Below are 24,103 nucleotides of genomic sequence, written 5' to 3' on the forward strand. Positions count from 1 at the left end.
CGGTTCTCTTCATGGGCCCGCCACGGTTCCCCCGATCCTGCATTGCGGCAAATGCCAAGAGAATGTCGCCGCGAAGGCCAACTTCCGACACAGGCTCGGGGCGAATAGCGCCAATCCGACATGACGCATGTGCTTCGGCGGTGACGGCCACGACACCGCGGGTGCATTCATTTTTTTCAGGGAATCCGCGTGTCGCATAAGCTTGTCCCGGCGCTCCTCGCCGCTCTCTTCCTCGCGATCTCATCCCTCTCCGGTGCCCGCGCCGAAACGCCGGCTGCGAGCAGCGCGGCCGCGCTGTCGCCTGACGAGGCCAGGCGAGCGCTCGACACGCTCCAGGACGACAAGAAACGCGCGCAGATGATCGATACGCTGCGGGCAATCGCGAATGTATCCGGCCCGCAGCAGCCGGCAGCGACCGCGCCCGGGCAGAAATCGCCGATTCCGCTGGCGGCCGACGGCCTCGGCGCGCAACTCCTGCTCACGGTATCGGAGGAGATTCAGGAGATATCGGGCGAGATCGCCAGCATGGCCCGGACGCTTACGCATTTTCCGGCGTTTTATTACTGGTTCCTGCGCACCGCGAATGATCCCGCCGCCTACAATCTCCTGATCGAGATCGCCTGGAAGCTGGCGCTGGTGCTCGGTTGCGCCCTTGCGGCCGAGTGGGTGATCTTCCGCCTGATCCGCCGCCCGGTCGTATTCCTCGAGGGACGCGTGCCGCAGACGGCGCGCCTGCCGGCACAGGTGCTGCCCACAATTGACCCGCCGTCATCGGTTGCCGACGTCACTCCGGCCCCCGAGCTGAACAAGCGCCGTCACAGCCTTGCGCGCGTCTGGCAGGTCCTGTCGCGGCTGCCCTTCGTGCTGGGACGCTTCGTGCTCGAGCTGCTGCCGGTGGTCGTCTTCGTCGGCGTCGCCACCGCGCTCCTCGGCACGGAGATCGGCCAGCCCACCACCGTTCGCCTCGTGATCCTCGCGGTCGTCAACGCCTACGCGTTCTCGCGCGGCCTGATTTGCGCGGTCCGGGCGCTGGCGGGACCGTTCGGCGTGTTTCCTGTCAGGGCCGAGACCGCCGCCTATGTCGAGATCTGGGCGCGCCGCATCGTCGGCGTCGGCGTCTCCGGCATCGCCTTTGCCAATGTAGCCTTGCTGCTCGGCTTGCACCGCGCCGGCTATGCCGCGTTGCTGCGCATGGTAATGCTGGTCGTGCATCTCTTCGTCGTCGTCATCATCCTGCAATGCCGCCGCCAGGTCGCCGAAGCGATCCGCGCGCCGGCTGAGCGGCAGGGGATCGCGGCCCGCCTGCGCAATCGCATCGCCGGCGGCTGGCACTATCCGGCCATTGCGCTCGATCTCGCGCTGTGGGCGGTGTGGGCGCTCAACATCCGCAACGGCTATTCGCTGCTCTTGCAATATTTCGTCGGCACGGCCGTGGTGGCGTTGATCACGCGTGTCGCCATCATGCTGACGCTGAGCCTCATCGACCGCGGCTTCCGCATCAAGCCGGAGATCCTCCAGCGCTTTCCCGGCCTCGAGATCCGGGCCAACCGCTATCTGCCGATGCTGCGCAAGATCGTATCGGGCGTGATCGCCTTCATCGGATTCGTGGCCGTTCTCGAAGTCTGGGGCGTGGACGCCATCGTCTGGTTCTATGGCGGTCAGATCGGCAGCCGGCTGATCTCGGCCGTGGTGACGATCGGCCTCGCCGTGGCCATCGCAGCCGCGATCTGGGAGGCCAGCAACGCGCTGCTGGACCGCCAGATCAATACGCTATCGCGGGACGGCCACTATGCCCGCGCCGCGCGCCTGCGCACGTTCCAGCCGATGCTACGCACGGCGCTGCTCTGCCTAATAGGGACCGTTGTCGGCCTCACCGCGCTGAGCGAGATCGGCGTCAATGTCGCTCCGCTGCTCGCGGGTGCCGGCATCGTCGGCATCGCCATCGGCTTCGGATCGCAGAAGCTGGTGCAGGACCTCATCACGGGCCTGTTCCTGCTGCTCGAGAACACGGTGCAGGTCGGCGACAATGTCAGCGTTTCGGGATTGTCGGGCGTGGTGGAGAACGTCTCGATCCGCACCATCCGCCTGCGTGCCGGTGATGGCGCCGTGCACATCGTGCCGTTCAGCGCGGTCACGACCATCACCAATGCCAGCCGCGGCGCCGGCAATGCCTCGGTCAGCGTCAACGTCGCCTACAAGGAAGACACCGATCGCGCCGGCCAGATCCTCAAGGGCATCGTCGACGAGATGCGCAGCGAGCCGGATTTCCGCGCGTTGATTCGCGGCGATCTCGAGCTCTGGGGCGTCGACAAGGTCGATGGCGCGATGGTGTCGATCGTCGGCCAGATCCGCTGCACCGAGGCCGGCCGCTGGCCGGTCCAGCGCGAATTCAACCGCCGCATGAAGCAGCGCTTCCAGCAGAACGGGATCCAGGTCGCATCCGCGACGCAGACGATCCTGATGCATGTCGTGCCACCGTCCGACAGCGCGGCCAATCTGACGCCGCGGCGGGCGGCCGGATAGCGGCTCGCCACACCCGCCCCGGAATGTCGAGGGGAGAGCAAGCGCTCTTGCTCTCTGCTTTGCCGCGCTGAGCGCTTGACCGACGGTGTCCCCACACAGTCTCGCTGCGGTGCGAGATCACAATCGATGCACGAGTCCCAACGTCCTTGATCTCTGGGGAGCGCTGGCCGACAATGCCTGCGGTTCAATAAGAGACTTTTGGGGGAATTCGTGAATAGACCTGCCCGGGTCGCTGCCCAGCCGACATCATCCGATCAATCGCATGGCATGACGCTGCTGCGCGATCCCTTGCTCAACAAGGGCACCGCCTTCACGGAATCCGAGCGCGAGGCGCTGGGTCTGCGCGGCCTGTTGCCGCCTTGCGTGCTGACGATGGAGACGCAGGCCCAGCGCGTCCTCACCAATCTGCGCACGTTGCCGACGGATCTGGAAAAATACGTCGCGCTGAACGCGCTGCATGACCGCAACGAGGCGCTGTTCTTCCGCGTCGTGGTCGAGAATATCGACGAGATCCAGCCGATCATCTACACGCCGACCGTGGGGCTCGCCTGCCAGAAATACGGGCTGATCTTCCAGCGGCCGCGCGGCATGTTCATCTCCTCGCGCGATCGCGGCCAGATCGCGGAGATCCTGAAGAACTGGCCTTATCAGGCGAGGCTGATCGTCGTCACCGACGGCGAGCGCATCCTGGGTCTCGGCGATCTCGGCGCCAACGGCATGGGGATTCCGGTCGGCAAGCTCTCGCTCTATTCGGCCTGCGCCGGCGTGCATCCCGAGCACTGCCTGCCCATCGTGCTCGACGTCGGCACCAACAATGAAGAGCTTCTGAACGATCCCTATTATCTCGGCCTGCGCGAGCGGCGACTGACGGGCGAAGCCTATGACGGCTTCGTCGACGAGTTCATGCAGGCGGCGCGCAAGACCTTTCCCGGCGTGCTGATCCAGTTCGAGGATTTCGCCAACCATTCGGCGTTCAAGCTGCTGCATAAATATCGCGATGAAGCCTGTGTCTTCAACGACGACATCCAGGGCACCGCGGCGGTGGCGCTGGCCGGCCTGTTCTCGGCTTTGCGCATCTCCGGCGGCAAGCTCAGGGACCAGCGCATTCTCTTCCTCGGCGCGGGCGAGGCGGCGACCGGCATCGCCGACCTGGTCGTCTCCGCCATGATGGCGGAGGGCGCATCCGAGGCGGAAGCGCTTCGCCGCAACTGGCTGGTGGATTCCCGCGGCCTCGTCGTCGGCGGCCGTGACGGCCTCTCCGGCCACAAGCTCCGCTATGCGCATGCCGACCAGGCGCCGATCGCAGATTTCCTCACCGCGATCAAGACGCTGAAGCCGACGGCGATCATCGGCGTCGCCGCGGTCGGCGGCGCCTTCACGCCCGAGGTGCTCAAGACGATGGCCGAGCTCAACGAGCAGCCGATCGTGTTCGCGCTCTCCAACCCGACCTCGAAGGCGGAATGCTCGGCGGAGGATGCCTATCGCTATACCGAAGGCCGCGCGCTGTTCGCCTGCGGCAGCCCGTATGACCCGGTGAAGCTCAACGGCCGCACCTTCGTGCCGCGTCAGGGCAACAACTCCTACATCTTCCCCGGTGTCGGCCTCGGCGTCATCGCCAGCTGCTCGCGCCTCGTGACCGACGAGATGTTCATGGCGGCGGCGCACACGCTCGCCGACTGCGTCGGCAAGGACGACCTCGCGCAAGGCAGCCTCTATCCAGCGCTGCCGCGCATCCGCGAGGTTTCGGTCCGCATCGCCGCCGCCGTGGCGGACGTCGCCTATCAGCGCGGCCTCGCCGATGGCCCCGCGCCCAATGACGTGAAGGCCCTGGTACAGTCGCTGATGTACGAGCCGAAGTACTGAGGCTTACAATTCGAGTTGAACGCGTGGAGCGCCTCACCGCTCCCTCTCCCCGTAAGAGCGGCAGGGCAATCGCATATGGGAGCGATTTCGCCTGTTGCCATCCTTCGAGACGCCCGCCGTTGGCGGGCCCTCAGGATGAGGATATGCGTGTGCGGCCGTCGTTTCAACGCGCACCGACGCTGCTTAGCCTCATCCTGAGGAGATCGCGAAGCGGTCGTCTCGAAGGACGGGGCGCGCGCTCAGGTCGCGCAAAATGCCATATGCGATTGCCCTGGTAAGAATGAGGAGAGGGAGCGAGCGTGCTCCCTTAACCACTCCCGCTCTTCGGCGGGGAGAGCTCGGACCGCCCGCGATCCGGGTGAGGGGCGAGGTACACCGCCAATCGGGTCCGAAGTCCGTCCGGCTCGTCAGGTGTCAGGCTGGTGTCAGGTCAGCGCGCGACACTATTTCCGGTGGAAACGCCGTTGTCCCGCGCGCCCATATATGCGACAATCTGTAGCATTACAAGAAAACTCAGCGCAAGGAACTGCCATGGACGATCGTTTGCCCGAACTGGGAGATCTCGAGCGCGAGGTCATGCAATTGGTTTGGGCCCATGGTCCTGTCACGGCCGAAGTGGTGCGCGAGCGATTGTCGCGGCGCCTGAAAGAGTCGACGGTCCGCACCGTGCTGCGCCGGCTGGAAGAAAAGGGCTATGCCACCCACACCGTGGACGGCCGCACCTATGTCTACCAGGCCGCCGAACCGCGCGCGCGCGTGGCGGCCAAGGCGGTGCAGCGCATCGTCGACTGGTTCTGCAACGGCTCGATCGAGGAAGTCCTCGTCGGCATGGTGGACAACAAGATGCTCGACCAGCAGCAATTGCGAACACTGGCCGACCAGGTGGCCAAGGCGAAGAAGGCGAGGGGAGTGAAGAAAGAATGATCGCAACTCTGGCGGAGGCGGCGCTACGCTCCTTTGTGCTGGGAGGCGTCGTCTGGTTCGGTCTCATCCTGTGTCGCGTGCGCAATCCGCACGTTCAGATGACGGCGTGGGTGGTCGTGCTGCTGGCATCGCTGGCGATGCCCTTCGTGATGCACTGGCCGACGCTGACGATCACCCGGCCGCCTCTGCCCATGCCGGCGCCTGCCGATGTTCTGCCGGCCGACGTCTCGATGCTGGAGATGCCGCAGCCCGCGCTGCCGGTCGCACCCGGTGCGGCGATTGCGCCGCCCGCCAGCAACGGCCCTTCGATCAATTGGTGGCTGGTCGCCACCATCGTCTATGCCGTCGTCGCGGCTTGCCTGCTGCTGCGGCTGATGATCGGGCTCTGCCTGACCTGGCGCATGGCACGGGCGGCGACGCCGATGAAGGGCGCGCCGCCGATCGCTGCCGACGTGCGGGTCAGTCGCGACGTCGGCGGTCCCGTCACCTTCGGCTCGACCATTCTGGTGCCGCCGCAATTCGCCGGATGGGACGCGCGAAAGCGCAACGCCGTGCTCGCGCATGAGGGGGCGCATGTCGCCAACCGCGATTTCTACGTGCTGCTGCTGGCCTCGCTCAATCGCGCGGTGTTCTGGTTCAGCCCGTTCTCGTGGTGGCAGCTTGCGCGCCTCGCCGAACTCGCCGAGATCATCAGCGATGCCCGGGCGATCGAGATGATCGATGACCGGCTGTCCTATGCGGAAATTCTGCTCGACTTTGCCAGCACCGTGAAGCCGCGGCCGGTCGAGCTTGCGATGGCGCGGGCCTCGACCGTGCGCGCCCGCGTCGAGCGCATCATCGCGGCCACCGCGATGCCCGTCCCGGTCGGCTGGCGCAAGCGACTGACGATCGGCGCCGCGATCGTCCCCGCCGTGATCGTATCCACCGGCATGATCGCCTATCGCACACCCGAACTCGCGCCTGTTACCGCCGAGCTCGGCGAGGTGCCGGCCCAGCATTACCGCCCCATCGTCAATTTCTATGCCATGGGTCCGGCGTCGGTGTTCGCGATCTTCCGCGAAGGCGACGAGCTCTATGGCCAGCTGACCGGGCAGCGCAAATTGCGCCTGGCGGTTGGGAGCGACGGCATCGCGTCCTACCCGGCCTCGTCCGGCGAGATCACGTTTCCGCTCGAAGCGGAGCGCCGCTCCTCCGAGCTGACGCTGCGCATGAACGGTCGCGACATCCGCGCGGTCCGTGTCGCAGAGATGCCTGCGTCGGCCGCCGATCCTGCAGCGCTCGATCAATATGTCGGCTGGTACAGGGCCGCGCCGAACCGCGTGCTGACCGTGCGCCGCGACGGTGACCGGCTCCAGGTGGAGGAAACCGTGCGGGGCCCGGCGGCGCTTCTCGCCGAGGGCGCCGATGTCTTCTCGATCCGTGGCGACAACCTCCTGATCTTCCTGCGCGACGAGCAGGCCAAGGTCTCGCGCGTGCTGGTCCAGAACGCGATCTCCGGTGCGCGCCTCGCGCCGCGGATCGACGCGGCGGTGGCGCAGGCGATCGAGGCCGACTTCGCGCGCCGCGTCGCGGAAGTCCCGGATCGTTTCCGCGAGCAGGTTCCGGTTTCCGGCGGCAAGGAGATGATCCTGCGCGGGATCGAGGATCTGCGGCACGGCACGCCGAATTACGATCGCATGAGTGCGCCGCTGGCTGCGAAGATCCATCGCCAGCTCAACGAGACGCAGGCAACGTTCGTGGCGCTCGGCGCCCTCGAGTCGATCTTCTTCCGTGGCGTCGGCCCCGGCGGCTACGACATCTACGGCGCCAAGTTCGAGAACGGTACGGCGGAATTCCGCCTGCTGCTCGAGCCCGACGGCAAGGTCGGCGACGTGATCTTCCGGGCCGACGGCAATGACGAACTCGGCGGCATCGTGCGATGCCCCGAGGAGGCAAATGTGCGTGGCCACGCCGGCACCTCGCCGATCCGGATCATGCTCTACAACGAGCTGGGCGACGACATCCAGGTGTTCAATCTCGATGCCGACGGCAGTCGCAAGGCGCAGAGCGTGGTCAGGCCCAACATGAGCTGGACCGCCACGACGACCGTGAACAGCCCCTGGGTGATTGCCGACAAATCGGGGCGATGTCTCGAGATCCTGGTGCCGGGCCGGCAGACGCGTTTTCACAATGTCGAGGCGACGAGCCTCGGCGCAAGACCGGGACGGGCCGCGCGCCGTGCCGTTCCGATCGCCAGTGGCGAGGAGATGCTGCGCCGTTACATCGAGGGCGTCGGCAAGGGACAGCCGGACTATGAGCACATGACGTCGGAAGTCGCCGACATCACGCGCCAGCAGCTGCCGTTCGATCAGGCGATCTTGGCGCGGCTCGGCGCGTTGCGCGCGGTCTCGTTCCGCGGCGTCACGGCGCTCGACAGCGACATCTATATCGCCCAGTTCGCCAACGGTTCGGCGGAATGGCGCATCGGTGTCAGGAACGGCACGATCACCAAGATCGCGCTCGGGCCGAACTTCTGAAAATTTCATCGCGTGTCGGGAGCGCGGCGGCTCCCGATGTCTTGACCGCCGGCGCGGCCATTATCCGCTTGCCGCCTCACGCCCGTAATGCTACATAATGTAGCATTACATTTCGTAGCTGTATGCCGCGTTGCTGGCAGGCTCGAAGAATTGGGCATCCGCCATGAGCGATTCTGTAAAGGCAAAGGCCGTTTTGGCGCTTCATCGCTTCGGGATGGGGCCCCGGCCGGGATCGGTTGCCGCGATCGGCGCCGACCCCCGCGGCGCTTTGATTGCCGAGCTCGAGCGGCCGCTGCTGTTGTCTGCCGCCGCGAACCTCTCTTCCAGTGCAAAGGCCTATCGCACGGTCGCCGACGCCAATGCGCGGCGGACGGCACACGCGAAGCAGGCGCAGCAGCAGGCGAAGAAGCAGATGGCGTCGGCGTCCGCTGCATCGGAGGTTACGCGCCAAGCGGCGACGCAGGGACAGGCGCAGGGTCAGCAGAAGGACGCCGCCGAGATGGCGGCGAAACAGGCGGCCGACGCCGTTCCCGATCCTGGCCGTCCGATCTACTTGCAGGAAGCCAAGCTGCGCACGGAAGCTGCGCTTGCCGCCGACATCGGCTTTGCCGAGCGGCTGGTGTGGTTCTGGTCCAACCATTTCTGCGTCTCGGCCAACAAAATCCAGAGCATGTCCGGGGCCTATGAGCGCGAAGCCGTGCGTGCCAACGCGCTCGGCCGTTTCGCCGATCTCCTGCTCGCCGTCGAGGGCCATCCGGCCATGCTGTTCTATTTCGACAATGTGGAATCGATGGGCGCCAATTCGACCGCCGGCATCAACCGCAACCGCGGTCTCAACGAAAACATCGCGCGCGAGATCATGGAGCTGCATACGCTCGGCGTGCGCACCGGTTACACGCAGGACGACGTCATCAGCTTCGCAAACGTCATGACCGGCTGGACGCTGGTGCCGCCGGGCGCCGATCCCCAGCATGGCGGCGAGTTCATTTTCAATCCGCGTCTGCACGAGCCGGGCGGGCAGACCGTGCTCGGCAAGCGCTACGAGCAGGACGACGTCGAGCAGGGCCGCGCCGTGCTGCGCGATCTCGCCGCGCATCCGGCGACCGCGATCCATGTCGCGACCAAGCTCGCTCGCCATTTCGTCGCCGACGAGCCGCCGCCCGCGCTGGTCGCGCAGATGGCGAAGACCTTTCGCGAAACCGAGGGCGATCTCAAGCAGGTTGCTATCGCGATGGTGTCGTCGGACGATGCCTGGCGGGGGCCGCCGTCGAAGCTCAAGCGGCCCGGCGAATGGGTCATTGGCATGGCGCGCGCAGCGGGCGTCACGGTGGTCGATCCCGTCCGCTACACCGCCGGCCAGGAGCTGCTCGGCGAGGCGCTGTGGCGTCCGCCGGCGCCGAAGGGCTATCCGGATGATGAAGTGAGCTGGATCGACGGCGTCGGCCGCCGGCTCGACCTCGCCAACAATCTTGCCGAGCGCATCAGTGGCAAGGCCGATCCGCAAGCCATCATCGAGGATGTCTGCGCATCGCAGGTCGCGAGCGAGGTGAAGCAGGCGGTCGGCCGCGCCGAGAGCCGGCAGCAGGCGCTGGCGCTCTTGTTCATGTCGGCGGATTTTCAGAGGAGGTGAGCATGGGCGTCGTCGATCACCTGCCTACGCGGCGCGAGCTTCTGGTCGGTTCCGGTGCGCTGTTCGCATGGAGCCAGATGCCACGGATCGCCCGCGCCGAGGGACGCGATCCGCGCCTGCTCGTCATCGTCCTGCGCGGCGCGCTCGACGGACTGGGTGCGGTCGCACCCGTCGGCGATCCCGACTGGATCGCCTTGCGCGGCGATCGTGCGCTGGTGCTGGACGGCAGGCCGCCGGCGCTGCCGCTCGATTCCTTTTTCGCGCTCAATCCGACGATGCCGAACCTGCATCGTCTCTACAAGAGCGGCAAGGCCGCGATCGTCCATGCCGCCGCGACGCCTTATCGCGAGCGTTCGCATTTCGACGGCCAGGACGTGCTCGAAAGCGGCATATCGAAACCCGGAATGACCGCGTCGGGATGGCTCAACCGTGCGCTGGCCGCGCTGGAATCGGGCGGGCGCGTGGATCCGCGCGGCAGCCTCGCACTCGGCATCGGCTCGGTGACGCCGCTGGTGGTGCGCGGCTCGGCGCCCGTCATGACATGGGTGCCGCAGAAGCTGCTGCCGGCCAGCGAGGACACGCAGAGCCGCCTGCTCGACCTCTATCAACACACCGATCCGAAGCTTGCCACCGTGCTGCAGGCGCGCATGAAGCTTGCTTCACTCGGCGGCACGCCGGGCGCGGGTGAAGCGATGTCGGATGACCCGACGCTGGCGCCCCCGGGCATCGCACGGGTGCGCGCCTACTTCGCCGACGCCGCCGGCACGGCCGCGCGCTATCTCGCCAGGCCCGACGGCCCGCGCGTCGGCGCCATGGGCTTCGTCGGCTGGGACACGCATATCGCCGAAGGCGCGGCCTCGGGGCAGCTCTACAACCTGCTCGGCGCGCTCGACGGTGCCTTCGCCGCGATCGAGACCAATATGGCCGCGGCATGGGCCGAGACGGTGGTCGCCGTCGTCACCGAGTTCGGCCGCACTGCGCGCATCAACGGCACGCAAGGCACCGATCACGGCACCGGCACGGTGGCGTTCCTGATCGGCGGCGGACTCGCCGGCGGCCGCGTGATTGCGGACTGGCCGGGACTGAAGCCGGCGCAACTGCTCGAGGATCGCGATCTCAAGCCGACCACCGATCTGCGCTCCGTGCTGAAGGGGCTGCTGCGGGATCACCTGCGTGTCGAGGAAAAGTTGCTGGCTGAGACGGTCTTCCCCGGTAGCGCCGACGTCAAGGCGATGGGCGGCCTCGTGGTCTGACGCGCGATGTGCACGCTGACGCAACGAGAGCTCGATTTCCTCGCCAGGTTGCAGACGAATTGGCGAAGGCTCTATTGGCGTGAACTGATGCGGCTCCTGGAGGGCGTTGCTCCGTCCGCGGCCAGTACGACCAACTGACACTGCCGTCCGGCTCATCTTGCGAGCCTGTCCTGATTCAGGACAGCGACTGTGGTGGAATCGTCACAGCTGGCGCGAAACGGCGGCGGCCGCACGCCTGCTTTTGTTCCGACAAGGTTCTGCCCTCATTGCCCACCGAAAATCCGGCTGTTCGGAGGGCGTACCATGTCTCGCATTGCACGTGCCGAAACTGCCCGGATTTCCTTCGCAACTTCGTGCCGGCTGCTGCTCGCCATCGCCGGCGCCGCCTCGCTCGCCGCCTGTGCGCAATCGCCGGTCGGCCGCCAGAAGGCCGATCTCGCAGGTACCGGCCGGCAGGCCGCGGTGGAGCGTCCGCAGAAGGTGGCCGCGCTGCATCCGCGCCCGATCAGCCGGGCGCGTGTCCCCGTTGGTCAGGCAAAGCAGACGGCCTCGCACGGCGTTGCCAGCTTCTATTCGGATACGCAGACCGCGAGCGGCGAGAAGTTCGACAAGAACGAGCTGACCGCCGCGCATCCCACCCTGCCATTCGGCACCAAGCTGCGCGTCACCGACACCTCCTCGGGCCGCTTCGTCACCGTCAGGGTCAATGATCGCGGGCCTTATATTCGTGGGCGCGTGGTCGACGTGTCGCCGTCCGCGGCCGAGGCGCTCGGCATGGTCGACAAGGGCATCACCAATGTCCGGCTCGACGTCGTGCAGTAGGTCGTTTCAGCGAGATCGACATTGCGCCGCTTAACCGGCTGTTAGCGGCTTCTCAAGCACCATGGCTCTCCAACAATTTTGGGGCTTTCGGGGGAGGCGGCGTTTGACCACGATCCAGTATCTCGAAGATCAGGCCGCGCGTGCCGAGCGGCTGGCCAAACGGATCACGGATACGCTGACGATCGAAAAGCTCCTGACCTTCGCAGGCGAGCGCCGCCGCGAGATCGAGGTCATCGCCGGCAAGCGCCGCAGCGCATAACTTCTGCGTTCCATGCCCTAGTTGCATTTCGCCCCGCTGCGAGGTGCGGAACTTCCCTTTCTCTCGGGCGTCATCCCGGCGATACAAGAGGAGGACATCATGGGTCTTGGACGAGGTGCTTTGCTTTGGATGCTTGGAATTCCACTGCCGATCGTTCTGCTGCTGGCGTTGTTCTGGCGGTAATTAAGGTCGGCCACACGAAAAGCGCCGCAGAAGCGGCGCTTTTTTGTTGCCGTTGCAGCTGGGCGTAACGTGCTTAGCTGTGGCTCTCGACGAAGTCGCTGAGATAGTCGGGCAGCGTCACGCCGTCGATATCGCAGCGCGCCTTGATCTCGCCGGCGACATCGGTCGAGATGTCCTTCATCCAGTGCTCGAGCGTGTTGAACGAGATCACCTTGACGGGATCGTTGAAGCAGCCGGCGACGAGCTCGCCGATGGTGGCTTCGAGATCGCTGCGCTCGATGCGAATCTCGGTCGATCGATCGAGGCGATCGATCACCACGAACAGGGTCTGGTCTGCGCCATAGGGCACGACCGGAGAGGGCAGGCCAGCTTCAAGCATGTGAGGCGCTCGCGTCTTGGCTTCCGATCTCCGACAACGGGAAAAACCAGAAGAAGGTTCCTACGCACAGGCTTGTGAAGCGCTCAGAGAAATTCCCTCAAACGCGAGAGCTCGAGGACATGCTCGGGTGAGAGGATCTCGGTGACGAGCGGTGGCTGCGCTTTGGTGCGGATTTCGTAGAGGTGCCGGGTTGCCGCCGGCTTGGCCATAAACGCCGAGATGCAATCGTCGAGCGTGCCTTCGATGACCTGGTAAGGCTCCCGGTCGGGCTGGCGCTGATTGGCCAGCGACGGCCATTTATGCAGCGTTGCAAGCGCGCCGAAATCGACCTTTGAATCCCCAGCCACGTCTCCCATCGTCCCGCCTCACGCAAGAACCCCAGTACGCGGACTTGCGCACCGGGGCTTACGCCTGTCGCTGCATCTCAATGCCACGCCCTCAACGCGGTGGCCGGGAAAAGGTTCCCGGCCACTTGCGCCTTCAGCTGGCGGCGGCTGCGATCCTGTGGCCCGGGCTGGCATGGCCCTGGTTGCTCTCATCGCCGCGGCTGAGCTCCGGCGGCAGCCCGGCGAAGCGCCGCAAGGCTCCGGCCATCTGCAGCCGGCCCGGCGCGCCCGTGATCACCACGTCCACCATCGCGAAGGACGAGTGGAAATGGCCGCGCGCCTTGAGCTGCTCGACCTGGACACCGGCGGCTTCCATCGCCTCGGCATAGGCGACGCCTTCGTCGCGCAGCGGATCGAACTCGCAGGTGACGACGAAGGCCGGCGGCAGGCCGGCGACCTTGCCGCGGAGCGGCGAGACGCGCGGATCGGTGCGGTCGGCCGGCGAGCAATAGAGATCCCAGAACCAGTACATCAGCCCGCGTGTCAGGAAGTACGCGGTCGCATTCTCCTCGTAAGAGGGCCGATCGAAGGTGCAGTCGGTGACCGGGCAGACCAGAAGCTGGCCGGCGATGGCGGGACCGCCGCGGTCGCGCGCGAGCTGGCAGGTGACGGCGGCGATGTTGCCGCCGGCGCTCCAGCCGGCGACCAGCACCGGGCCTGGCTTGCCGCCGAGCTCGGCGGCGTGTTCGGCGATCCAGCGCGTTGCCGCATAGCCGTCCTCGGCCGCGGTGGGGAAACGATGCTCCGGCGCATGGCGATAGCCGACGCTGACGAAGATCATGCCGGTCCGCCGCACCATGTCGCGGCAGAACGGCTCGTCCGACTGCTCGTCGCCGAGCACCCAGCCGCCGCCGTGGAAATAGACCACGACCGGATGCGGCCCCGGCGTTGCCGGCTTGTAGACGCGGTAAGGCAGCGCGCCGTCGGCAATGGGCAGGGTGCCGTCGACGATCTCGCCGATCGGCCGGCCCGCGGGGCGGCCCTTGTTGAACTCGTTGACGAAGGCGCGGGCGCCGAGCGCGCCCATCGACTCGATCGGCGGCAGGTTCAGCGATGCCAGCAGGTTCAGCACCAGCCGCACGTCGGGCTGGAGGCGCACCACCTCGCCGTCATTGGATTGCGTAGCGCCATTGGGGCCGGTGAGCTTGAAGCCGAGCATGCCACGGCTCACCACCTCGTCGCAGATGCTGCGATAGGGGCCGACGCCTCCGGTATAGGGCATCAGGCCCTGCACCTTGCCGGGCACGTTGGCGCCCGTGTACCAGGTGTTGGCGAGCCGGTGCAGCGTCAGCATCGCGCAGTCGGCCATGTGCCGGCCCCAGCCCGCCTGCGCCGTCTCGGTCGGCTCCATCGTGGTGAAGCCGGCATCGCGCAGCGTGGCAAGGCGATCGACCACCCAGTCGACATGCTGCTCGATCGACACCGCCATGTTCGACAGCACCGACGGGCTGCCGGGCCCGGTGATCATGAAGAAGTTCGGGAACCCCTCGACGGTGAGGCCGAGATAGGTCTGCGGCCCCTGCGCCCAGACGTCGGAGAGCGACTTGCCGCCGCGCCCCGCGATCGGATGCACGGCACGGATCGCGCCGGTCATGGCGTCGAAGCCGGTCGCGAACACGATGACGTCGAGATCGAAGCTGCGGCCGTTCGTGGAGATGCCGCTCGCCGTGATCGCCTTGATCGGCTCTTGGCGCAGATTGACCAGCGTGACGTTCGGCCGGTTGTAGGTCGCGTAGTAATTGGTATCGAGGCAGGGACGTTTTGCGCCGAACGGATGATCATCCGGCATCAGCGCCGCAGCGGTCTCGGGATCTCTGACGGCCGCGCGGATCTTCTCGCGGATCAGGTCCTGGACGATCTTGTTGCCGTCGACATCGACGGCCTGGTCGGCCCAGAGCTGCGTCAGGATGTGGACGAGGTCGCCGGCGGCCCAGGCGCGTTCGAACCGCTCGCGACGCTCGGCGTCGCTCAATTGCCAGCTCACGACCGTCTGCTGCGGGTAAGGCACGCCGGCCATCGACTGGCGCGCCTGCTCGCGATAGGCCGCACGGTCGCTTTGCAGCAGGCTCATGCGGTCCGACGGCGCCGGGCCGTTATGCGCGGGCAGCGCGAAATTCGGCGTGCGCTGGAACACGGTCAGATGCGCGGCCTGCTCGGCGATCAGCGGGATCGACTGGACGGCCGAGGAGCCCGTGCCGATCACGGCGACGCGTTTGCCCTTAAGGTTGACGCCGTCATGCGGCCAGCGTCCGGTGAAATAGACCTCCCCCTTGAAATCCTTGACGCCGTCGATCTCCGGCGGCTTCGGTGCCGACAGGCAGCCGGTCGCGATGATGTAGTGACGGCAGGAGACCGGCGCGCCGTTGTCGGTGGTGATGAGCCAGCGCTCGGCGCCCTCGTCCCATCTGGCTTCGGTGACCTTGGTCTTGAAGCGGATGTCGCGCCGGAGGTCATAGCGGTCGGCGACGAAGCCGAGATAGCGCAGGATCTCGGGCTGGGTGGCGTATTTCTCCGACCAGGTCCAGGCGGTCTCGAGTTCGGGATCGAAGGTGTAGCTGTAATCGATGGTTTGGATGTCGCAGCGGGCGCCGGGATAGCGGTTCCAGTACCAGGTGCCGCCGACATCGCCGGCCTCATCCAGGGCAACTGCCTTAAAGCCGGCCTTGCGGAGGCGATGCAGGAGATAGAGGCCGGCAAATCCGGCACCGACCACGGCGACGTCGACCTCTTGGGCCGTTCCGCGCTCGTTGGAGGCACGTGTGGCAACCATCGCGTCAGGCATGGCATTCCTCCCGTATGTTTTGTTTTGCCGGCAGGCTATCGCTGCAGGTTCAGCTTGTCTTCACAGCAAGTGCAATCCTCGGTGGTCGTTTGCGGCGGCATCATGGCCGAGTGAATCTTTGCGGTGCTACACGCATCGCGATGCACAATGGCCGTGCTTATCCGGGCTAATCATGCCTGATCCGTCTGTGTATGCTTGCGGCTACAAGCCACGCGTATCCCCCGAGCGTCATGCCAGAGTTGAATGAGCGAACCAAAGCGAACATGGACGTCGTCCTGGAGGAGACGTGCCGGCAACTGCCGCATGGCGGCGATCACGACAGCCGCAGGTTCATCGCCGAGCGCCTGATCGAGGCCGCACAGGCGGGACACTCCACGCTCGGCGAACTCGGCATCACCGCGCGCCGGGCGCTGGCGGAGCTACTCGCCAAGGGCGGTTAGGTCGCGCTTGCCTCGCTCACGGCTGCGGACGTAACCTGCCGGAACCGTTGCATCGAGATGCTTCGAAGATGCGCTCCGTGCTCGCGCTTGTTGCGGCTTCCATGGTGCTATGTTGCGCCGGCTTGGCCACGGCCCAGCCGGTCGGACAATTTCCATTCGCGTTGACGCGCGAAGGACAGATGCTCGGCGCCGTCGAAGGCGAGGTGGCCTCCTTCAAAGGACTTGCTTATGCCGCGCCGCCGATCGGCGCGCTGCGCTGGCGCGCGCCGCAGCCGACGGATGAGAGTTCGGAGATGCACACCGCCTATGATTACGGCGCGCCGTGCCTTCAGTCATCGCTGCCTGCCGCGCGCGAGGATTGCCTCACGCTGAACGTGTTTCGCCCCTTCGGGGTCGACGGTCCGCTGCCGGTGATGGTGTTCATCCATGGCGGCGGCTTCGTGAGCGGCACCGCGAACGATCCGCTGTTCGACGGCGCCCGGCTGGCGCAGGCAGGCCTCATCGTCGTCACCGTGAATTATCGCCTCGGCGTGCTCGGCTGGCTCACGCATCCGGCGCGGCCGGATGACGGCTCCGGCAATTACGGCCTGATGGATCAGATCGCGGCACTGCGTTGGGTGCACGACAACATCGCGGCGTTCGGTGGCGATCCCAACAATGTCACACTATTCGGCAACGGTGCAGGCGCGACGTCGATCGCACTGCTGATGCTGTGCGGGCAAGCTCGCGGTCTATTCCAGAAAGCCATTTTGCAATCGCTGCCCGGCCGCGCCGCTCTGCAGTCACGGCGGGAGGCCGAGCTCGTGAGTGCGCAGTTCGCCGCAGAGTTCGTGTCCGACTCGGACTTGCGGGACGTCCCGCCGGCGAAGCTGCTGGCTGCTCAAGATCGCACCCTGGCGAAATTCACGCGTGCCTTTGGCCCGGTCGTGGATGGGAGCCTGGTGACTGAGGAGATCGTTACGGGATTCACCGCGCGATACGAAAGCCGCATCCCTCTCATCATCGGCTCGAATGACGACGAGACGCGTTTCGGCGGTGAATCAGAAGCCCAGGACAGCGGAATAGACGGTCTGCGCGAACTCTATCCCGACCTTTCGAACCCCTCGGAACTGAAGGCCAGGTTCTATACCGACAAGGTATTCGCCGAACCGGTCCGATTGCTGGCTCGTCTTCATGCCGCCACCGGCGCGCCGACCTTTCGCTATCGCTTCGGCTATGTGCCCGAGGCGAAGCGGGCAAATACCGATCCCGGGCATGGACGCGAGTTGCAGTTCATCTTCGGCGTCGAAGGCGTCCCCGGTGCCGGCATCCTGTCGCGGCGCGACCGCGAGGTCGCGAGCCGCATGCGCGGCTATTGGATCAATTTCGCGAGAAGCGGCAATCCCAATGGTCCGGGTCTCCCCCATTGGGACGCAGCCGCAGACCGCGATCGCCTGCTGCTCGTCACGAATGACGGCATCGCGAGCGGAGACGACCCCTTGGTGGAGCGTCTCGATCGGCTGGCAGGTGAGAGCAGGAAATGAGTTGGATTTAAGCCGCGAGTTCGACGCGCGGCGCGGGGCTTAGCCGACTTTCCTCCAGATAGTCCATCGCGCCGTCCTTCTCGACGGCATAGAACTGCAGGCCTTCCCGTGACTTGAAGGCGGCGCGCACGACGCCGCGGCGGCCCTTGTCACTGTTGACGACGTCCCCCAGCGCAAACTTCCTCATCTTCGTCCTCGTCATCTGGCCGACTGCTTCGGCCATGTCCGGGGATTTTGGAAGGCAAATCGTTAACGGCTTGCTAACCATACGGCTTGGCCTATGCTCGCCGCCGGTCGCGCGGGCAGCTCGCACGCGCCTGTTGCCGACGAGACACCAGCCCATGACGCGATTTCCGACCTTGTTCCTGTCGCATGGCGGCGGCCCTTGGCCGTTCATGGAGGATCGACGGGTGCAATATGCGAAGACCGCCGCGGAGTTCGCCCGGCTGCCGCAGCTGTTGCCGGCGAGACCGAAGGCCGTGCTGGTCATCACCGGCCATTGGGAGGCCGACGACTTCACCGTGTCGACCTCGGCGCAACCGCCGATGGTGTACGACTATTACGGTTTCCCCGAGCATACCTACCATCTCAAATATCCGGCGCCGGGCCAGCCGGAGCTCGCCGCGCAAGTGAAGGCGCTGCTCGCGCGTGCCGGCGTCGATTGCCGGGAGGATCCCAACCAGGGCTTCGACCACGGCACCTTCGTGCCGCTTGGCCTGATGTATCCGAATGCGGACATGCCGATCGTGCTGCTGTCGCTGAAATCGAGCTATGACGCGGCCGAGCATATCAAGGTCGGGCAGGCGATCGCACGCTTGCGCGACGAAGGAATCCTGATCGTCGGCAGCGGGCTGACCTACCACAACATGCGCGGCTTCAACCGGCCGGAGTCCAAGCCGGTCTCGTATGACTTCGAGGCCTATCTGAACGAGGCCATCGGCAATCCGGATGCGGCGCGCCGCAATGCGATGCTGGTCGATTGGGAGAATGCCCCCAGCGCGCGCCTTGCGCATCCGCGCGAGGATCATCTGTTGCCGCTGATGGTCGCAGCCGGCGCCGCCGGCAGCGACACCGGCAAGCGCGTCTTCGTCGACGAGGTCTCGAACGTAGCGATGGCGTCGTATGTGTTCGGATGATTTCGTCGCTCTGCTTGGGGCAGGCAATCGCATATGGGAGCAATTTCGTCTGCGGCCATCCTTCGAGACGCCCGCCCTTGGCGGGCCCTCAGGATGAGGATCGAGTGTGCGGCACTAGTTTCAACGAGCACCGATGCTGCATAGCCTCATCCTGAGGAGACCGCGAAGCGGTCGTCTCGAAGGACGAGGCGCGCGCTCAGGTCGCACGAAGCTCAGCCGTATTTCAGCTTCATGAACAAAATGCCGCCGGCGAGCACCATGGTGATGGCGTTGGCGGCGACGAGCGGAGCGTCGCCGGAGAGCAGGCCGTAGATCAGCCAGAGCGCAAGTCCGAGCACCATGACCAGGAACATGCCGAGCGAGATGTCGCCCGTGGAGCGGGTCTTCCATACCTTGATGGCCTGCGGCGCGTAGGCCACCGTGGTGCAGGTGGCGGCGGCAAAGCCGATCAGCTTGATGACGAAGGGGTCCATGCCGGCTCTATAGCATGGATTCGACGAGGGCCATGCTTCGAGCCGAACGCTCTACGCTCGGGCCGCCATGAGGTCGCGGTAGAGCGCAGCATAGTCGCCGGCGCGGTTACGCCAGGAGACGTCGGTCGCAAGGCCGCTTCGTTGCAGTCGGCGCCAGGTCACCTTGTCGTGGAAGGCGGTGTTGGCCTTGCGCAGGCTGCCGGCGAGAGCGTCGGCTGTGACGGGGCCGAACTTGAAGCCGGTGGCATCGCGGCCGGACGCGTCGGCCTCGCCGATATCGACGATGGTGTCCTCGAGGCCGCCGACGCGCGAGACGATTGGGACCGCGCCATAGCGTAGCGCGCAGAGCTGAGTCAGTCCGCACGGCTCGAAGCGCGACGGCACGATGAGCGCGTCCGACCCGGCCTGGATCAGATGCGCCAAAATCTCGTCGTAGCCGATCACGACGCCGATGCGGCCGGGATTGGCGCGCGCGGCGGCCTGGTAGGCATCCTGGAGATCGCGGTCGCCGCTGCCGAGCAGCGCGAGCTGCATGCCTTCGCGCAAGATGGTCGGAATGGCCTGGAGCAGGAGATCGAGCCCCTTCTGCCATGACAGGCGGCTGATGACGCCGAGCAATGGCGCCTCGTCGGAGGAATCGAGATTGAACTGCTGCTGAAGCACCGCCTTGTTCGCCGCCCGAAACGTCAGATCCTTCACGTCGAAACGGTAGGCAATGTGCGGATCGGTTTGCGGATTCCACACCTCGATATCGATGCCGTTGAGGATGCCGCTGAGCACGCCGGCGCGTCCGCGCAAGAGGCCGCCGAACCCCATGCCGCCTTCGTCGCTCTGGATCTCCCGCGCGTAGGTCGGCGACACCGTGGTGATGCGATCGGCAAATTGCAGGCCGGCCTTCAGGAAGCTGATGCCGCCGAAATATTCGAGCTCGTTGACGTTGAAGGAATGCCAGGGCAGGCCGATCGCGCCGATCAGCTCAGGCGCGAATTTGCCCTGATAGGCCATGTTGTGAATGGTCATCACGGTGCCGGGCCTCGGACGGTTGTCGTAATGCAGATAGGCCGGCGCGAGCCCCGCCTGCCAGTCGTGGGCATGAACGATGTCGGGCACGAAGGCCGGAACCAGGCCATGACCGATATCGGCGGCGACACGTGACAGCGCGGCGAAGCGCACGCCGTTGTCCGGCCAGTCAAGGCCCTCACTGGTGACGTAGGGGTTGCCGGGACGCGCATAGAGATGCGGCACGTCGAGCACGAACAGGTCGAGGCTGTCATAAGAGCCAGCAAGCAGCCGGCCCGGCCCGCCGAAATAGTCCGGCCAGCGCCGGATCTCCTGCGCGCCTGCGAGCATCCGCGTCACGTCGGGATAGCCCGGCATGAGAGTGCGCATCTCGACACCGTGTGCCTTTAGCGCAACCGGCAGCGCGCCGGCGACATCCGCGAGCCCGCCGGTCTTGATGATAGGATAGACTTCAGAAGCGACCGCGAGGACGCGAACAGGCGTCATTTATTGAGCCCGTCGATCATCGGCTGCGTGATCAGCGAGATGCCCTGCTCGGTGGTGCGGAATCGCTTGGCGTCGAACTCGGGATCTTCGCCGACGACGAGGCCTTCCGGAATCTCGACGCCGCGGTCAATCACGACGTTCTTCAAGCGAGCACCGCGCCCGACGTTCACATACGGCATGATCACGGCGTTCTCGACATTGGCGTAGGAGTTGATGCGCACGCCGGTGAACAGCAGCGAGCGGCGCAGCGACGCGCCCGAGATGATGCAGCCGCCCGAGACCAGCGAGCTGACGGCCTGGCCGCGCCGGCTCTCCTCGTCATGGACGAATTTGGCCGGCGGCGTGATCTCCGCATAGGACCAGATCGGCCATGCGCGGTCGAACAAATCGAGCTCCGGCACGACGTCGGTGAGGTCGATATTGGCCGACCAATAGGCATCGACGGTGCCGACGTCGCGCCAATAGGCGCCGTTGTGGGCGCTGGAGCGCACGCAGGAGGTCGAGAACTGGTGCGCAAAGGCGCGGCCGTTCTTGACGAGGTAGGGAATGATGTCCTTGCCGAAATCGTGATTGGAGTCCGGATCCTCGGCGTCGCGCTTGAGCTGGTCGAACAGGAATTTCGCGTTGAACACGTAGATGCCCATGCTGGCGAGCGAGACGTCCGGCTTGCCAGGCATCGGCGGCGGGTCTTTCGGCTTCTCCAGAAACGACTGGATCCAGCCTTTCTCGTCGATATGCATGATGCCGAAGCCGGAAGATTCCGCTCGTGGCATCTCGAGGCAGCCGACCGTGACATCGGCGCCGCTCTCGACATGCTCGCGCAGCATCACCTCATAGTCCATCTTGTAGATGTGATCCCCGGCCAGCACGACGATGAACCGGCAAGCATGAGACTCGATGATGTCGATGTTCTGGTAGACCGCGTCCGCCGTGCCGACATACCACATGTTCTCGGACACGCGCTGGCTGGCGGGGAGAATGTCAAAACTCTCGTTGCGCTCCGGACGGAAGAAGTTCCAGCCCATCTGAAGGTGCCGGATCAGGCTGTGCGCCTTGTACTGGGTCGCGACCGCGATTCGGCGGATGCCGGAGTTCACGGCGTTCGAGAGCGCGAAATCGATGATGCGGGATTTTCCGCCGAAATAGACGGCGGGCTTGGCGCGCCGGTCGGTCAGCTCCAGAAGCCGGCTGCCGCGCCCCCCGGCCAGGACGAACGCCAGCGCCTGACGGGCAAGCGGCTCATTACCGACGGCACTCATGTGATCCTCCCAAGCTCTGGCATATCGGGGCTTTTTGTCGCGAAATGCCCCGCGGTCCCGCGCCCATTGGAACCGATAGTAATGGTATGCATAGTCAATCGGGAAGTAGGTTGTTGGTTGCGAGCATGGGAAGCTTAATGCTTTGGTCTTGGCGATCCAGCAGCGCGCCGTGGGCGCGGCTTGTGCGCCGCACGCAAATTCCGGCTTTGACTTGGCGCCGAGATGCCCGATCATGGTGTTGCGATCCTTTTCCAAGCGAAACGTCAGACAGGGAGTAGGACGATGAGGATCTGGAGAACGGCAATTGCCTGTGCGCTGGCCGGCGCGGTCGTCGCCGGCGGAGTTCAGGAGGCGACGGCAGCCCCGCTGCCGACCAATGTCGCGACGATGAAGGCTGCGGCCGGCAACGATGTCACGCAGGTGCATTGGCGCGGCGGCGGCTGGGGATGGGGTATCGGCGGTCTCGCCGCCGGCGCGATCATCGGCGGTGCCATCGCCGCCGGCGCACCGTACGGATATGGTTATGGCTATGGCCGCCCGTATTACGGCGGCTATGGATATCCCGGCTACGGCTATGGTTATGCGCCGGCCTACTATGGTTACGGGCCGAGCTACGGGTATGGTGGCTACTACGCGCGTCCGCGCTACTACGGCTATCGCGCCTATCGCCCATATTACGGTCCGCGCTACGGCTACTATCGGTCGTATTACCGGCCTTATCGCGGCTATTGGTAAGGGCTTCGCGCGGCTAGAGCGAGAGCCACACGATCAGGCTCATGCATGCGAGATGCATGAGCACGATCGCGGCGAGATGCAGCGGGCCGGCCTTGAGATCAAGCCCACGCATCTCGCCGCCTCCGCTTAATTCGATCCGGAGGCCGCGGCGGTGAAGCTGCGGTCGACGGCTTTGCTCACGTCGAGCTTTTTCGGCAGGATGCCGTAGCGCGTCGAGCGGTCGGAGGCCGCCTGCACCTCCTTCACCACGTTCTCGTCGATGACGATCGGGCTGGTGCGTTGCGCCGTGTAGGCAGACAGCAGCACATCCTCCGGCAGCTTGGTCAGTTCAGCCGTGTTCCTGGCGTATTCGGGAAGGTGATCCAGCGACCACAGCCGCGCCTTGTTCAAGCGCTGTACCAGATCGTGCACCGCCGCGCGTTTGGTGGCGATGGCGTTGTCGGAGGCGACGATGAAGGTGATGGTTGGCGTCAGGCCTTCGCCGTTGGCGATGACGCGGGCCTTGTCCTTCAGCGTTGCGAACGACACGTAGGGCTCCCACACCGCCCATGCATCGATCGAGCCGGCGAGCAGCGCGATCTTGGCGTCGATCGGGCCGAGCGGCGCGAAGGTCGCATCCTCGAGCTTGATCTCCGCCTTCTCCAGCGTGGCGTCGATCAGGAACTGGCCCCAGCCGCCGCGCGTGCCGGCGAGCCGTTTGCCCTTGAGGTCGGCGGCCGATTTGATCGGCGAGTCCTGGCGCACCAGGATGGCCTGTGTCTTCGCGTCCGACCGCGTGCCGCCGATCGCCTTGATCGGCGCGCCAGCCGCGTAGACCGAGAGGAACGAGAGGTCGCCGGTATAGCCGACGTCGAGCGCACCGGCGTTGAGCGCTTCAAGGATCGGCGCGGCCGCAGGGAATTCCGACCATTCGATCTTAGGGCAGGTCTTTCGCATAGCCGGAGATCTCGAGCAGCGAGCGGTTGCCGCCCTTCTGGTCCCCGACGCGCAGCACGACGGTTTCGGCGGCGAAGGTCGCGGCGGCCGTCGACAAGGTAATTGCGGCGGCGAACAGCGATACTGCGAACCGGCGGGTGATGGGATGATGACGGGAGTTGATGCGCATGTGGCCTGTCTTGTTGCTTTGCTCACGACGCGTGAGCGACGATGCAGCGAGATAATCAAGTCTATGAGCGCGCGATGCGCCGTCAATGAAATGGCCGTTCGTATTGCGCACGCCTCAGGCAAGGACGTTTCATCGAACGGCCGCGCGTGAGAAGACGGCATGCTTGCGACGGAGAGCTGCACAGGAATGATGCAGATGCGTGCCCCGCTTCGCTCGGCGTTGGCAACTGCATTCGCGAAAATCCTTCATCGTTCCCGCGTGCGGCGATGGAGAGAATGACCTCGCTTCGCGCAACATTCGAAATTCCATTTCATTGACGATGAGGCGACTGCGCCGCATGATTTGCGCATCGCATCAACGCGGCGCGTGAAGCGCCGCAGAACGACATTCTCTCAACGCAGCTCCG

19 protein-coding genes and 1 pseudogene are annotated in these 24,103 nt (G+C 65.5%); 12 read left to right on the plus strand and 8 right to left on the minus strand.

Features of this window, described 5'->3' with window-relative positions:
- The first annotated feature begins 189 nt into the window (after window positions 1-189).
- From BCCGELA001_RS10585 to BCCGELA001_RS38285, 8 genes are all read left to right on the plus strand, one after another.
- On the plus strand, window positions 190-2,523 hold the full coding sequence (locus BCCGELA001_RS10585; RefSeq protein WP_060735250.1) for a mechanosensitive ion channel domain-containing protein: 2,334 nt from the start codon (window positions 190-192) through the stop codon (window positions 2,521-2,523).
- Between the two features lie 267 nt (window positions 2,524-2,790).
- A complete protein-coding gene (locus tag BCCGELA001_RS10590) occupies window positions 2,791-4,386 on the plus strand; it encodes an NAD-dependent malic enzyme (protein WP_060735251.1) in 1,596 nt (531 codons plus the stop codon).
- Between the two features lie 531 nt (window positions 4,387-4,917).
- Window positions 4,918-5,310, plus strand: a complete 393-nt coding sequence (locus tag BCCGELA001_RS10595; protein ID WP_008556955.1) for a BlaI/MecI/CopY family transcriptional regulator — start codon at window positions 4,918-4,920, stop codon at window positions 5,308-5,310.
- On the plus strand, window positions 5,307-7,826 hold the full coding sequence (locus tag BCCGELA001_RS10600; RefSeq protein ID WP_008556957.1) for a M56 family metallopeptidase: 2,520 nt from the start codon (window positions 5,307-5,309) through the stop codon (window positions 7,824-7,826). Before BCCGELA001_RS10595 ends, BCCGELA001_RS10600 begins: the two co-directional genes overlap by 4 nt.
- Before the next feature lie 163 nt (window positions 7,827-7,989).
- Window positions 7,990-9,456: a DUF1800 domain-containing protein gene (locus BCCGELA001_RS10605; protein ID WP_060737590.1), complete on the plus strand. Its 1,467-nt coding sequence runs from the start codon at window positions 7,990-7,992 to the stop codon at window positions 9,454-9,456.
- 2 nt (window positions 9,457-9,458) lie between these two features.
- On the plus strand, window positions 9,459-10,709 hold the full coding sequence (locus BCCGELA001_RS10610) for a DUF1501 domain-containing protein (RefSeq protein ID WP_060735252.1): 1,251 nt from the start codon (window positions 9,459-9,461) through the stop codon (window positions 10,707-10,709).
- Window positions 10,710-11,012: 303 nt separating this feature from the next.
- Complete coding sequence (locus BCCGELA001_RS10615) at window positions 11,013-11,531, plus strand: septal ring lytic transglycosylase RlpA family protein (RefSeq protein ID WP_008556971.1); 519 nt, start codon at window positions 11,013-11,015, stop codon at window positions 11,529-11,531.
- Window positions 11,532-11,634: 103 nt separating this feature from the next.
- The gene (locus BCCGELA001_RS38285; RefSeq protein ID WP_008556973.1) at window positions 11,635-11,790 is read left to right on the plus strand and encodes a hypothetical protein; all 156 of its coding nucleotides are present in this window, start codon (window positions 11,635-11,637) and stop codon (window positions 11,788-11,790) included.
- Window positions 11,791-12,046: 256 nt separating this feature from the next.
- On the opposite strand, the gene BCCGELA001_RS38130 is transcribed toward BCCGELA001_RS38285, so the two are convergent.
- The 3 genes from BCCGELA001_RS38130 to BCCGELA001_RS10630 all read right to left on the minus strand — a co-directional run bounded on the left by BCCGELA001_RS38130 (window position 12,047) and on the right by BCCGELA001_RS10630 (window position 15,520).
- A complete protein-coding gene (locus BCCGELA001_RS38130) occupies window positions 12,047-12,352 on the minus strand; it encodes a hypothetical protein (protein ID WP_008556975.1) in 306 nt (101 codons plus the stop codon).
- 83 nt (window positions 12,353-12,435) lie between these two features.
- Window positions 12,436-12,708: a hypothetical protein gene (locus BCCGELA001_RS10625; RefSeq protein ID WP_008556977.1), complete on the minus strand. Its 273-nt coding sequence runs from the start codon at window positions 12,706-12,708 to the stop codon at window positions 12,436-12,438.
- Between the two features lie 124 nt (window positions 12,709-12,832).
- Entirely contained in the window at window positions 12,833-15,520 is a 2,688-nt protein-coding gene (locus BCCGELA001_RS10630; RefSeq protein ID WP_060735253.1) for a flavin-containing monooxygenase, read from the minus strand.
- A 191-nt stretch (window positions 15,521-15,711) separates the two neighbouring features.
- On the opposite strand from BCCGELA001_RS10630, the gene BCCGELA001_RS10635 reads away from it, so the two are divergent.
- The gene (locus tag BCCGELA001_RS10635) at window positions 15,712-15,960 is read left to right on the plus strand and encodes a hypothetical protein (RefSeq protein ID WP_060735254.1); all 249 of its coding nucleotides are present in this window, start codon (window positions 15,712-15,714) and stop codon (window positions 15,958-15,960) included.
- Window positions 15,961-16,028: 68 nt separating this feature from the next.
- A complete protein-coding gene (locus BCCGELA001_RS10640; protein ID WP_008557002.1) occupies window positions 16,029-17,483 on the plus strand; it encodes a carboxylesterase/lipase family protein in 1,455 nt (484 codons plus the stop codon).
- Window positions 17,484-17,490: 7 nt separating this feature from the next.
- Here the strand turns inward: BCCGELA001_RS10640 and BCCGELA001_RS10645 are convergent, their stop codons facing one another.
- The gene (locus tag BCCGELA001_RS10645) at window positions 17,491-17,670 is read right to left on the minus strand and encodes a hypothetical protein (RefSeq protein WP_060737591.1); all 180 of its coding nucleotides are present in this window, start codon (window positions 17,668-17,670) and stop codon (window positions 17,491-17,493) included.
- 154 nt (window positions 17,671-17,824) lie between these two features.
- Between BCCGELA001_RS10645 and BCCGELA001_RS10650 the strand changes: the two genes are divergently transcribed.
- Window positions 17,825-18,619 (plus strand): DODA-type extradiol aromatic ring-opening family dioxygenase, encoded by a 795-nt coding sequence (locus BCCGELA001_RS10650; RefSeq protein WP_060735255.1) that lies wholly within the window; start codon window positions 17,825-17,827, stop codon window positions 18,617-18,619.
- Window positions 18,620-18,831: 212 nt separating this feature from the next.
- Here the strand turns inward: BCCGELA001_RS10650 and BCCGELA001_RS10655 are convergent, their stop codons facing one another.
- From BCCGELA001_RS10655 to glgC, 3 genes are read right to left on the minus strand one after another with little or no spacing between them, the layout of a single operon-like run.
- Complete coding sequence (locus BCCGELA001_RS10655; protein WP_008557016.1) at window positions 18,832-19,092, minus strand: SemiSWEET transporter; 261 nt, start codon at window positions 19,090-19,092, stop codon at window positions 18,832-18,834.
- A gap of 51 nt (window positions 19,093-19,143) precedes the next feature.
- Window positions 19,144-20,598, minus strand: coding sequence for a glycogen synthase GlgA (gene glgA / locus BCCGELA001_RS10660; RefSeq protein ID WP_060735256.1), 1,455 nt, complete (start codon window positions 20,596-20,598; stop codon window positions 19,144-19,146).
- On the minus strand, window positions 20,595-21,857 hold the full coding sequence (gene glgC / locus BCCGELA001_RS10665) for a glucose-1-phosphate adenylyltransferase (RefSeq protein ID WP_060737592.1): 1,263 nt from the start codon (window positions 21,855-21,857) through the stop codon (window positions 20,595-20,597). The genes glgA and glgC overlap by 4 nt, the downstream gene beginning before the upstream one ends.
- Window positions 21,858-22,139: 282 nt before the next feature.
- Here glgC and BCCGELA001_RS10670 point away from each other — a divergent pair, with 282 nt between their 5' ends.
- Window positions 22,140-22,592 (plus strand): hypothetical protein, encoded by a 453-nt coding sequence (locus BCCGELA001_RS10670; protein WP_008557032.1) that lies wholly within the window; start codon window positions 22,140-22,142, stop codon window positions 22,590-22,592.
- A gap of 126 nt (window positions 22,593-22,718) precedes the next feature.
- On the opposite strand, the pseudogene BCCGELA001_RS10675 reads toward BCCGELA001_RS10670, so the two are convergent.
- Window positions 22,719-23,756, minus strand: a pseudogene (locus BCCGELA001_RS10675) (ABC transporter substrate-binding protein).
- Between the last annotated feature and the right edge of the window lie 347 nt (window positions 23,757-24,103).

Source organism: Bradyrhizobium sp. CCGE-LA001, from assembly GCF_000296215.2.
Lineage (GTDB): Bacteria > Pseudomonadota > Alphaproteobacteria > Rhizobiales > Xanthobacteraceae > Bradyrhizobium.